Genomic DNA, 11,871 nt, shown 5'->3' on the forward strand with positions numbered 1-11,871 from the left:
TCACTTCTCCTTCTGCAGTACGGAGAGCGCGGCGATCAGCTCCGCCTGCGGCTCGGGGGTCACGCCGAGCGCTTCGAGGGGCGCGAGGCGCCGGTCGCGTTCGGTGTGCAGGACACGGTCGACGTACGAGAGGACCAGTTCGCCGCCCTTGTCGCGCAGCCGCAGGGCGGCTTGGGCGCCGAGGAGTTCGGCGAGGCGTTCGCCGGCGGCCCGGGTGCGCCGGCCGCCGAGGAGGGAGGCGGCGAGGAGGGCGGCGACGGTGTCGGCCTCGGGCACGGCGGTACGGGAGGAGGAGGGCCGTTCAAGGCCGCGTACCTCTTCCTCGGCCAGCTCTTCGAGTACGCGGCGCCAGCGGCGTACCTCCACGCCGATCCGCTCGCCGGTGTCCCGGTCGGAGCCGGTCCGCGGCGGCCCGAGGGCCTCGGCGGCCGGTTCGCGGCGCCAGGCGTCGCGGACGCGCTCCTCGGCGGCGGACACGGCGCAGTGGAGGAGGGCGGCGAGGGACTCGGAGAGGGCGTCGAGGAGTTCGTCGGCGGTGCTGTCGCGGGGGTAGCCGCGCCAGCGGGTCCGGGCGTCGCCGGCGAGGACGGCGCCGCGCCCCAGCTCCTTGCGGACCCGGGTGCCCTGGGCGGTGTACGCGGCTTCGACGGCGCCGCCGAGGCGTCCGGCGGCGGCGTACTGGGCGGCGACGGCGGCGGCCAGCTCGGGGAGCCGGGCGTCGAGCGAGTCGATGACTCCGGAGGCGGTGCGGTCGGCGGCCTGCTGGCGGGCGGCGGGGTCCTCGGCGCGGTGGGCGAGCCAGCCGCGGAGGGCGGCGACGGCGCTGTCGGGCAGGAGACCGCTGCCGCCGTCGGCGGACTCGGGGAGCTCGGGGATGGTGAAGCGGGGCACGTCGCCGAGGCCGGCCTTGTCGAGCAGGGCCTCGTACTGCCGGGAGACCTCGCCGATGACCTGGTGCGGGACACGGTCGAGGACGGTGACGAGGGTGGCGTCGTACTCCTTGGCGGTACGGAGGAGGTGCCAGGGGACGGCGTCGGCGTAGCGCGAGGCGGTGGTGACCATCACCCAGATGTCGGCGGCGCAGATCAACTCGGCGGCGAGGAGACGGTTCTCCACGACGAGGGAGTCGACGTCGGGGGCGTCGAGGAGGGCCAGGCCGCGGGGCATGGAGGAGGCCGTCTCGACGCGCAGGGCGTTCTCCTCGGGGGGCGCGTCGTCGGCGGGGTGGTCGTGGTCGGCCTGCGGCAGCCAGACGCGGGTGAGCTGCGGGAGGACCCGCATGCCGGCGAACCAGTGGTGGTCCTCGGGGTGGCAGACGAGCACGGGGGTGCGCGTCGTGGGCCTGAGGACACCGGACTCGCTGACGCGCCGCCCGACAAGGGAGTTGACGAGGGTGGACTTGCCGGCGCCGGTGGATCCGCCGACGACGGCGAGGAGCGGCGCGTCGGGATCTTTGAGCCGGGGAACGAGGTAGTCGTCGAGCTGGGCGAGCAGCTCGGCCCGGGTCTGCCGGGCGCGCGGCGTGTCGGGAAGGGGGAGGGGGAGACGCACGGCGGCGACACGGTCGCGCAGGGCGGAGAGTGCGTCGATCAGCTGAGGCCGTTCGTCCAAGGTCACCACATGCGAAGAATGCCCAATTTATGAGTGTTTTTGAAGCCTATTGCGGCCCTGCGCGCCGAAGAGAGGAGCGGTGACCGGAACCTCAGGCATAACGAGTGCACAACACCCGCCCCGAGCGGCGTGAAAAGCGCTGCGCGAATCGCACCTGCCTGCGATTATCGTTCCGCTTCACCGAACCTCCACATCGTGCCACGCAGGTGAAGCAACCGGGCCAAGGCGATCGGAGCCCTATCCTTGTCCCAACAGGCCACACCCCACCCAAAAGGGGCTCCTGGCCACACGGCCACCACCCGGCCCCCGTAGCTCAGTGGATAGAGCAGGTGCCTTCTAAGCACTTGGCCGCAGGTTCGAGTCCTGCCGGGGGCGCACGACGAAAGACCCTCCCTAGGGAGGGTCTTTTTGCTGTTCAGGGGCGGTTTTCGGTCGAGGGTAGGGGTGCCAGGGCGAGGACATCAGATGGCCTGATCTGTCCGGCTGAAACCGGCCAGAGGCGGCCTCTGACGGCTGGTTTTCCCGAAAACTTCCCGAAGTTTTGAGATCGCCCGCTGCCCTGCCTCACTCCGACCGGCGTGCTCTCCTCTGTCGATCAACCCCCTGCTGGATGACGGTGAGCCGCCCCTCGACTCCCGCCGGGAGGGTGGACCGGGGCACGGGGTGGGGCGCGGCAAGCGAGGAAGCGAAGATCGCGGCCAGGTCGTGCGGCACGCCGGCGCTGAAGCTGGCGCACCACAGGTACGGGTCCCCGACGACAGGCTCGGCCCACGCCTGCCATCCGAGCTGTCCGGGCCGCGGATCGGCATCGCGCACGAGCGGTGGCACCTCCTCCAGCGAGACGCCGGCGGACAAGCCAGGGGCGAGGGCGGCGGTGCGGGGGCGGTCGATGTCGCGAACCCACCCCTGAGCGCAGACCGCCGCGAGGACGGTCTCGGGTCCATCAAAGGAAGAGGAGGGTTCCCGGCGGGCGTCGAGCGCGAGCAGGAAGTCGGTCAGCGCTTCGTACGGGATGCCGGCGGTGAAGTACGCGTTCCACTCCGCCAGCGCACTGGTGGGATGCGACCGGACTGAGATCTGCCAGGCCACCGGGAGGTCTCCCAGTTCGAACGGACAGGCTGCGCGTGTCCACTCGGCACCGCACAGCTCGTTCGGGCTCACGTAGAGAAGGGTGTCGCGGGCGGTGGGCCACATCCGCCAGCCTGCGAAGTCCAGGGCCGCGCCCACCTGGTCGGCGAGAGCTTCGTCGTCGCCCGCTAGGTGGCGAGGGGCGACCCAGTACACAGGGTCCGGGAGGGAGAATTCGCTAAAGCGGTGCGGGTGCAGGGGCGCCTCCGTGAGATCGAGGTTCTGGGCGGTCGTCTACGTTGACATGGCCGTGGGGCCGTAACCAGCCCCTTGGCGCTCTTCCTCGTCTGCCTCCGGCGAACTGGTGTCCTTTGACAGCTGTGGGGTCTCAAATCTCGCGGCACACCCTCAGGTCCGATGTCACATCGATGACGCCTGCGCCGTCTCCGAGAGACTCGCGGGTGTCCCGTCGCACTCCAGCTGGCAGATTCTCAATGCGCTGCAGACCGACCTTGCGGATTCTCATTCGCCGCGGAGGCGGACCAAACGCCGAGGTCGCCTCCCGGCAGGGACACGAACCGCCATCCTCCAGGTCCTGTGATCTGCCACGCCTCGAACGCCGCATCGGTGGGACACGTCAGATGCGAGCCATCCTCGAACACCATCCGAAGCGTGCCGGACTTGAAGGCGACCGCAGAGACGACCTTCGTCCCGAAGAGCGGGAGGGCTGCGGCCACGTCCTGGGTCTCCGGCACCAGAAGCACGCCGGGATTGGTGTGGGCCGGCCCGGAGGAGAGCTGAGCAGGCTTTTCGAGTACGACTTCCCAACCTCCGTCGAGAGTCAGCGTGAGGCGGTAGTCGACAGTGATCCCAGCAACGCCCCACCCTCGGAGATTCAAGGTCCACCGGTCATCGTGTTCCACAGGCTCTGCTTCGGTGCTCATCACCCCACCATGGTGCACGGCCCAGCCAAGGGCGACGGACGGTCATCAGCGATTCCGCCGAAGCCACGTCTGTTGAGAATCCGGCGAGGTGTGTTCTCGATCCACTTGGCGAACCAGCGGCTCAGGCCAAGATCCAGAGACAGCTCCGATGCGACGGGACACCGGTTCGGGACGCTCGCCTTTCCGGGAAGTAGGTCGCCACCGCAGCCAGGAATCTACGGGGACAGGCCGATGGCAGGGCATTACAGTCCGAGAGCAGGAGAGGGGGCCTGATGGCGCTGAACAAGAAGGGTTCTCGGCGGATCACAGTCGACGGGGCCGCCTACCGTTGGCGGATCCGCCGGAAGCCGTCCTACATGCAGGGACTGTGCTGGACGCCCTTGGCCTACGCCGTCGAACTCGCCGACGACGACCGCCCGGGCAGGACGTTGGTTGTCACCACTGGCCAACCGCACCCCAGTAACTGGCTGGGCGTTGAAGCGGAGCCCGTCAGGCCGGATCATGTTGCCGCCAGCATCAAAGAGGCGCTGGCGCAGGGCTGGGAGCCTGCCGGGTCCGGCTCCCCCTTCCTGGTTGACCAGTCGGCGACTTTCGTCCCGTCGCCTTGATCGTCAGACGGCCTGGGGCTAGAGCCCTGAAACAGCTTGCCGGTGCGAGAGGGTGATTCGACGCCGGACCGTGTCGATGTCAAGGATCTTGACCAGTAGTGCGTCACCCAGCTGGATGCCGAGCTGAGGGTTTTCCAGGTGCTCGTCGGCCAGTTCGGAGTTGTGTACCAGCCCCTCGAAACCGTTCTCCACCTCTTCAATGCGTACGAAGACGCCGAACGGTATGAGTTTGGTGACGCGACCGACGAGGGTCTGGCCGATCTGCACGGTCAGCAGCGGCATCGGATCTTCGTGCAGGGCCTTGAGGGACAGTGATACGCGTTCGCGGATGGGATCGACGTCGAGAATTTCGGCGTTGATCTCCTGCCCGACGGAGACGACGTCGGAGGGGTGGTCGAAGGGGCGCCACGACAGCTCGGGGATATTGATCATCGCTTCGAAGCCGCCGATGTCCACGAAGGTGACGCCGAAGTCGGCGATGTGGGTCACCGTGCCGGTGACGGTCTCGCCTCGGTGAAGGGTCTTGAGGAAGGCCCAGTTCCGGTCGCTCGGCGTCGGCTCGGTCTGCCAGCGGGCCCGTACCACTCCGTCGTCGTCAGGCATGACAGCGGTGAACAGAGGCGCACGTTCATCGGCATACACGGACAGGAGCGCTGCAGCTTCGGCATCGGACAGCCGGGCGGCCAACTCCGCGAACTCATCCTCGTCAGCGACAGCGCTGTGGATCCGGCCGTCCTTGTCCTGCCAGACACATTCGACGAGGCCCTCGGCGGGGAGGGCAGCGATGGCTGCGTCGACGTCGGAGGACAGGTCCGGCCACACGGCCAGCCGGGCGCGGGGAGCGATCCCGGCGCGAACCGTGTCGATGGAGTCGCGCGTGAGGCGGTGCCACCGCGAGGCGCCGTCGATGTACGTCTCTTCCAGGAGCCCGGCGCGGCATGCGGCGACTGCCCAGCGCAGACCGGCCCAGAACTCGTCGTCGCCGGGCCGCTGGACTTCTGCGCCATCGGTCTCCATCTCGTACGGAGAGGAGTCCAGGCGTTCCGGGAACAGCCCCAGCGCGCGGGTTCGGGCCAGGGCCTCCTCGCAGGGCCGGCTGCTGCCGATGTAGAGGTACTGGTCCCATCCCACATGGCCCGCGAACGAGCCTTCTGCCTCCAGTCGGCACCAGGCGCCGTTGTTACGCAACATGGCGCGCACCAGCTCCAGCGCGATGTCGAGCGGTACCTCTGCCCCGTCGTGAAAACCGGTCGGACCGGCAGGGAAGAGCCCGGCCAACCCAAAGCCGTCCACCGGAGGCTCCGCACCGAAGTGCGCGAAGGACGGGACCTGCGGTTCACGTACAGCCAGGTGATCGACGCCGGTGTCTTCGGCGAAGGCCGCGACCGCCTGAAGATAAGACGCCTCGACCTCGCCGTGATCGCTGACGGTGTCCTCATTGCCAGCGTAATGCCCGTGTTCGTCACGGTCGGCGGGGTCGTACTTGGTCACGCGGTAGACGTAGGGGCGCTGCACCGTCCCATCATCCAGCACGCCGCTGCCACCCCAACGAGGAAATGCCCGGTAGGTGAGACAGCGGTGTGGACAACGCCCTGAGACGGATCAGGAACCTGCTGGTCAGCGCAATGCTCCGTGACATGAGCCAGCGAGCTCCTACAACAGCGAACCCAGCCGCTGTGTCATCGGATTGGATGGCAGAGGCAACTGCATGCTTCCCGAGCTACCGAAGAAGGGAAGCGGCTCACCAGGAGATCAGACGGCCCTCGGGTGTGTGGGTGAGCGTCACGCAGCCGATCCAGTCACCGCTCTCCGGATACTCCCAGTTGTCCGCGTCGGCCAGGACCTTCAACAGTTCCTCGCGGGCGAGGGGCGGACCAGGCTGCTCGCCGGCGCCCCCGCTCGGAGGCGTCCAGGGGATGACGCGGCACACATCGATCCACCCTCTGTCGATCAGGGGAAGGAGGATGGGGATCAGTTCTCCAGGCGGCGCCGATGCGAGGGGTTCGTCCAGATCGCCGCGGACGCCCGGGAGGATGTCGATCTCAAAGGCGTTGAGCATGAATGCGCGCTCGTTGGCGGAGAGGTCTTCTGGAGCGTTCACACCGGGATCGTCGCACGGCGGATGCTGGCGGCCAGAGGCACAGCCGTTGACGGGGGCGGTTGGCGCCGTCAGGGTCGGTGCATGGATTCCGCTCCCGCGTCGCTCGGTCACGCAGCAGCCTGGTCGAAGCTGCTGGAGACGTACCCCACTCGGCCTGCTGACGGCCATCAGGTTCTGCCATCCCTGGGCTGTCTGATCGAGGCGGCCCGCCACGAAGCCACGCTCGGTGCGATGTACCCCTGGGTGTCGATGGAACAGCTGAGTGTGTCTCCAGGGGACAGCTGGGGAGAGTGGGGGCATGCCCTGCTCCCGGCGATGTTCGCTCGTCCCGACGGTACGAGGTGGTGGGTCACGACCGGCGGGGAGACGTCGTCCGGCTGACGACGCCCGATCCGGCGAAGGCCGCCGCGCTCGCAGCCACTCTGGTGCGTACCGATGACGCCGTAGGGCTGAAGGAGCCGCACGCATGGGCGTCCGAGGTGGAGCAGGTTCTGCGGGAGACGGGCTGGCATCCCGGACGGGCTGTCGATGCGAGGGGCTGGAAGCAACAAATGGAGCAGGACGGCTTCCGCTCTCATGCCGCTGCCGACGACTTCCTGCGCAAGTTCGGCGGACTGTCGGTGGAGCATGGTGGTGCCGGCATCACGCGCGCGCGGGAACCCTTCGATCTGGACCCGCTCTTGGCGCTGGGCGAGGCCGACCGCTTCAACGAGTGGGGGCAGGAGATCGGCCACCACCTCTTCCCGGTGGGCGAACTCGCCCACGGTCACGCGTTCCTCGGCCTGGACGAGGACGGTGAACTGTACGTCGTCGCCGACTGGCTGGCCCGCTTCGGCCGTATGCCCGAGGCCATGGAGAACCTCGTTCTCGGTGTCATGCCCGTTCGCATGCCCGACTCCGAATAGACCGGGCCGCAGGAGAAACCGCCCCGAGCCGCCGACACGACCGAGGAGTGCTGTGTAGGTCAGCGGACCGACACAGCACTCACGAGCATCCACTCAGGACGCCGCAGCATTCCTGAATGCGGTGAGGAGCGACCTGGCCCGGTTCCGGAAGGCTTCGTCCTGGCGGATGATGCGGTTCTCGGCTCCCGAGCGGACCACCCGGGCGTCGCCGTCGGCGAGGACCGCAAGCCGGCGCAGGTGGTCGTTGTTCAAGGCGGCGCTTCCGAGGGCTTCCAGGGCGTCGCAGGCCCCCACCGGATCGGCGTCCGACTCGGCGGACGCCAGGGCGGCGGAGGCGAGCGCGGCATGGTCCAGAGCAGCAGGGTCCGCAACAGCTACGAGGGCCAGCACCACGGCTGGCGCCTGCACCGGATCGTCGAGGGCCGCCTCCAGCCTGTCGATGAGCGAACGACCGGCAGGGCCGAGGAGCGCGGTCGCCCGGGCGGCTCTCGCCACCGACCAGCGGGTCCACTGGCTCTGCGCGGCGCGGTCGAAGACCGACGCAAGGACGGCGGCGACAGGTTCCGGGTCCCCCGTGACGCGCCACAGGGCTTCGGCGAGGGCCGTGTCCGTGTCCAGCGCGGGCGTGGTGTCCTTGGCCGGGTCACTGAGCGCCCCGCGCAGGAGCGGCGCTAGGACCACTCCCCGGGGACCAAGTACGGCAGCGATCCTGGCGGCGTCGCGCAGGTCTCGGCCGCCACGGCCGAGTTCCTGTTCGAGGCATCGCAGCAGCGGTGCGGGATCGTCCGTGAGGTCGTACAGGGCCTTCGCCGCCGGGAGGACGTTCCCTTGGACTGGCGTACGCAGCGCGGCAAGGGCCATGTCGCGATCGGACGGAGCGCAGTCCGCCACGACGGAGACGAGGGCACGTGAGGCTTGGGCAGGAAAGTGCGGGACCGCTGCACACAGCTCGGGCAGCGCAGCCGCCGCCTCGGCGCCCCACCCGGCCAACAGACTGGTCAGCTGCCATGGTTCGTTGCCGCTGAGCGCCGCGGGCTGGGAGAGGCGGGAGCGAACAGCATCGAGGAGTTGCCTGTCGAACGGGAAGGCCGCGCTCTCCACGTCCCACAAGCCGGTCGCCGCGTCGAGGGCACGCGGGCGGCGCCCAAGGCCGGCGGCGAGGAGCGGGGCAGCCTGCTCGGGTGCGACGAGCACGAGTGCGGCCAGAGCACGGTCGGCGTGATCGTCCTCCCGGTCCAGGTTCCGTCCGGCGAGAGGGGCGAGCACGGCCACAGCAGGTTCGGCAGCGTGGGCCAGCCGCTCCAAGAGAGACGCCATGTCCACCACTGCCTTGTCGTCGAAGGCCGCCGCACGCAGGCTCTCCACCAACTGCTGCGGGGCACTGCGCGAGAGCATGCAGGCGCGGTCGGCCGCCCAGGCGCCTTCGGCCCGGACCTCGGCCCGGCTATCGCGCAGGGCCGCGTCGACCAGGGCGAACGCTGCCTCCCGCTCCAGTCCGCGATCCCGGCCCAGGAGGGTTTCGACGACGGCGGCCAGTGGCTCGCCGCGTTCGAGGTCGAAGTCGGAACGCAAGGAGTCGGCGGGCAGGAGCGACAGCATCGTCGTGTGCAGGGAATCAGTCCACGAAGCGTCCGCATCGAGACAGGCGAAGAGGGCGGCCAGCCGCACCACGGCAGGCTGGGACGGGTCCAGGACGGAAGCCGCCTCAACCACTCCGCGCTGCGGGTCGAGCCGAGCGATCCCGGCCAGGACCTCGGCCCGCACGGTGGACTCTGTCTCCTCCGCCCAGCGGATCCCCAGCGCGGGCAGGACGGTTCTGCCTGCGCGGGTGTGCGAAACCGCCCAGGCGGCGGTCCGCCGGACGTCCGGCTCGGCGTCGGCCAGCAACGGCAGAAGCAGCTCCAACTGCGCGGCCACGGCCGCCCGAACACCACCCGGTGCCACGCCGTACTCGTCCTCGCTCTCGGCCATGCCACCGAGCAACCCGAGGACGTCAGCCGTACGGTGGCCGGCCGCCGCGATCCTGGCGAGGAACGGCACCGCTTCCGCGCTGGCCGCGTAGACCGTCCCCTGATGCAGCACGCTCCCATACAGCTCCGACAACGCTTCGGACGCCGCAGCGGCGTCCGTACCTGTCAGAGCCCGAAGCAAGTCAGGAACGTCCTCCGCGCTGCCGTACGCGTGGGAGGAGGAGGCCCAGGGCAAAGCGTCCAGGTCGTCGAGCGGGTGTGCGAGATCCATGCGGGGCATGGTGCCAGCCGCCTCTGACAGAGCCTCCCCGCAGCCAGCTGCAAGGCTCATCAGGCACCCTTCCAGCTGGTTGAAGTGATCGGCCGCGTCACACGACGGCACATCGCACAGAACAGCCTTCAAGGCGCGGCTCCGTCGGCAACGCGCGATAAGCATCGTGTCGAGAAGTCACCTTGCCCGAGCACCTCTCGCCGAAGAGGCTGCGGCACGGGTAAGACCGATGCTCGAAGGCAGCCGCGGACCGGGCAGTGCCTGGGGGCCTTCGATGCGTTGCTGGAGTTCGGCGATCTGCCCGGTGATGCAGCGGGCGTAGGTGGAGAGCAGGACGGGGACGCTGTTGCCGGCCCATTCGGCGACCTGGGCGGGCGGGATGCCGTTGTTGAGCCAGGTCGTCAGGCAGGTGTGCCGGAGGTCGTATACGCGCTTCCCGACAGGCGACTTGAACTCGTGCTCGGGCAGGACGGCCTTGCGGGCCTTGGCCCAGATCCGTCGGTAGACGGAGCCGGCCAGGAGACCGCCCTTCTCTCCGGGGAAGAGCAGGCCACCGGGCTTGAGTTGCTCGCGTGCGATCAGGTCCCGGAGGCTCGCGACCAAGTCGGGGTGGACGGGGACAGCGCGGGTGTCTCCGGATGCGCGGCCCTTGAGGTTACGGGTCTCGTGGACCTCGCCGTCGTCGGTCCAGTGGCTGCCAACCTCGGGCTCTGCCGTGTGGACACGGAGCTCGCCCCAGCCGGTCGCGGGCAGGACGGCGTCCTCGACTCGCAGGGCGACCGCTTCCTCAGGGCGCAGACCGGTGTAGTACAGGGTCGCGAAGAACACGGTGAGCCGATGGCCGGTGCGAGGCCGAGCGGCGATCCAGACGAGCAGGCCGGCCACCTGGTGGGGGTTGAGGAGGGATCGCTTGTCGACGGCGCCGGAGGTCTTCGGGGCGGCGTTCTCCTCCTTCCCCTTGGGCATGGGGTTGGCCCGAAGGACGTTCTGGCGGACGGCGTGGCGCAGGACCACGTTGAGGATGCGGCGGTAGCGCTTGGCAGAGCTGGCGGCGGCCGGCGTGCCGTTGAGGACAGTGTCGAGGGCATGGAGGACGGCGTCGACGTGCTTGGTGTCCTCCCAAGCGCTCATCGGGAGCGAGTTGCGCCGGATCCAGGCCAGGATCGCCCGGTACTCGGACGGGGCTTCCTCCCGGCGGTTCTTGTTGAAGGCGTACTCGCGCAGCGCCTTGCGGACGTCCACGCCCTCGTACTGGACGGGCTCGGCCCGGAGGAGTGCGAGCGTGGCCTTGGTCAGGGCTTTGGCGGTGCTGATGCGGTTGTTCGCCGAGATGCGGGACCACTTCATGTCGACGTACTGGATGGCGAAGTCGTACCAGGTGATCTCGGTGGACGGCGCGGCGTGGGAGACAGGTCGGCCGGTGTCCTGGTCGAAGGGCTCGCCATTGTTGGCGGCGACGAGCAGGGTGGCGCGGAAGGACTCGGCGAGCGCGCTCTTCTTGAACGTCTCGCCGTGCCGCCGGCCATCGACCGACCAGCGGACGGTGTAGGTGGAGCCGCGCTTCCCCTCGTAGACCTCCGTCTTGTAGAAGCGGACCTTGTAGGACCGAACAGTCACGCAGCGGCCTCACAGTCGCTGAGCCAGTTCTCCAGGTCGCTGCCCCGAAGTGACACCGCCCTCCCTGTGGTACCTCCTGCTCGGCCTCGCACTGGCCGCCGTGGTGACCGTTCTCGGCATCACAGTCACCTCCTCCGCGACCGAGCTCCGACCCGACCTGGTGCGCTTGCACCGCGTCGGCCTGTCCCCGGGTACGCTGCGCCGGATCGTCGTCTGTCAGTCGGTCACTATCGCCACCCTCGCGGCAGTGCTCGGCACCGCCGCCGGGTGGGGTCTGAGCGCCGCACGGAACTGGCCCGGGGACATCCCGGTCGTCATGGACTGGGCAGCCATCTCCGCCGTCGTCGCCCTGACCGTCATCCTCGGCGCAGCCTACGGGGCACTCGCCGCACCACGCCGCCTCGGCAATACCCTCAACCGCACTGAAGCCTGATTCGCGCCCGGCCCCGCTTGGGAGCCGTCTGGGAGTCGACCTGCTCCCCAAGCCCCCGCGAGACCACCCGAGCCCACCGCACACCAACGCTGTGACCAGGCGAAACGGCAAACAGGCCGGTGAAGATCCGGGCCGAACCTCATTCGGGACGAAGAGGTCGTGGGTTCAAATCCCGCCACCCCGACAGCCGCAAAACCCTCAGGGGCCTGATCCGCGAGAGCAGGTCAGGCCCCTGAGGCGTTTCCGGGGGAACCTGGGAGCCGTTTGGGAACCGACACCGCGCACAATCCCCAGCGCTACCGTCCTGAGGATCCGCCGGTCGGCAGCTGAGACGCCACTCCTC

Annotated in this window: 10 protein-coding genes and 1 tRNA gene; 4 read left to right on the forward strand and 7 right to left on the reverse strand. The window is 69.1% G+C overall.

The genetic code is table 11. From position 1 onward, the window contains the following. A complete protein-coding gene (locus V4Y03_RS11085; RefSeq protein WP_332437151.1) occupies positions 1-1,611 on the reverse strand; it encodes a dynamin family protein in 1,611 nt (536 codons plus the stop codon). Between the two features lie 302 nt (positions 1,612-1,913). Here V4Y03_RS11085 and V4Y03_RS11090 point away from each other — a divergent pair. After that, positions 1,914-1,986, forward strand: a tRNA-Arg gene (locus tag V4Y03_RS11090). Between the two features lie 189 nt (positions 1,987-2,175). On the opposite strand, the gene V4Y03_RS11095 is transcribed toward V4Y03_RS11090, so the two are convergent. Together V4Y03_RS11095 and V4Y03_RS11100 are read right to left on the reverse strand one after the other, a co-directional pair. Next, positions 2,176-2,772, reverse strand: coding sequence for a DUF317 domain-containing protein (locus tag V4Y03_RS11095; RefSeq protein WP_332434800.1), 597 nt, complete (start codon positions 2,770-2,772; stop codon positions 2,176-2,178). A 398-nt stretch (positions 2,773-3,170) separates the two neighbouring features. Continuing rightward, positions 3,171-3,623 carry a DUF6188 family protein gene (locus tag V4Y03_RS11100; protein WP_332434801.1) on the reverse strand — a complete coding sequence of 151 codons (453 nt, stop codon included), beginning with the start codon at positions 3,621-3,623 and terminating at the stop codon, positions 3,171-3,173. Between the two features lie 272 nt (positions 3,624-3,895). Between V4Y03_RS11100 and V4Y03_RS11105 the strand changes: the two genes are divergently transcribed. Continuing rightward, positions 3,896-4,231 carry a hypothetical protein gene (locus tag V4Y03_RS11105; protein WP_332434802.1) on the forward strand — a complete coding sequence of 112 codons (336 nt, stop codon included), beginning with the start codon at positions 3,896-3,898 and terminating at the stop codon, positions 4,229-4,231. 18 nt (positions 4,232-4,249) lie between these two features. Here V4Y03_RS11105 and V4Y03_RS11110 read toward each other — a convergent pair whose 3' ends face one another. Both V4Y03_RS11110 and V4Y03_RS11115 read right to left on the reverse strand, forming a co-directional pair. Continuing rightward, positions 4,250-5,722, reverse strand: a complete 1,473-nt coding sequence (locus tag V4Y03_RS11110) for a S1 RNA-binding domain-containing protein (RefSeq protein ID WP_332434803.1) — start codon at positions 5,720-5,722, stop codon at positions 4,250-4,252. Positions 5,723-5,972: 250 nt separating this feature from the next. Next, a complete protein-coding gene (locus V4Y03_RS11115) occupies positions 5,973-6,332 on the reverse strand; it encodes a hypothetical protein (RefSeq protein WP_332434804.1) in 360 nt (119 codons plus the stop codon). A 341-nt stretch (positions 6,333-6,673) separates the two neighbouring features. Between V4Y03_RS11115 and V4Y03_RS11120 the strand changes: the two genes are divergently transcribed. After that, a complete protein-coding gene (locus V4Y03_RS11120; protein WP_332434805.1) occupies positions 6,674-7,237 on the forward strand; it encodes an SUKH-3 domain-containing protein in 564 nt (187 codons plus the stop codon). Positions 7,238-7,330: 93 nt separating this feature from the next. Here V4Y03_RS11120 and V4Y03_RS11125 read toward each other — a convergent pair whose 3' ends face one another. After that, positions 7,331-9,478 (reverse strand): hypothetical protein, encoded by a 2,148-nt coding sequence (locus tag V4Y03_RS11125; RefSeq protein WP_332434806.1) that lies wholly within the window; start codon positions 9,476-9,478, stop codon positions 7,331-7,333. A gap of 177 nt (positions 9,479-9,655) precedes the next feature. Continuing rightward, entirely contained in the window at positions 9,656-11,095 is a 1,440-nt protein-coding gene (locus V4Y03_RS11130) for a tyrosine-type recombinase/integrase (RefSeq protein ID WP_332434807.1), read from the reverse strand. A 49-nt stretch (positions 11,096-11,144) separates the two neighbouring features. Here V4Y03_RS11130 and V4Y03_RS11135 point away from each other — a divergent pair, with 49 nt between their 5' ends. Further along, positions 11,145-11,528, forward strand: coding sequence for an FtsX-like permease family protein (locus V4Y03_RS11135; protein ID WP_332434808.1), 384 nt, complete (start codon positions 11,145-11,147; stop codon positions 11,526-11,528). Positions 11,529-11,871 lie beyond the last annotated feature (343 nt).

Source organism: Streptomyces sp. P9-A4, from assembly GCF_036634195.1.
Taxonomy (GTDB): Bacteria; Actinomycetota; Actinomycetes; order Streptomycetales; family Streptomycetaceae; genus Streptomyces.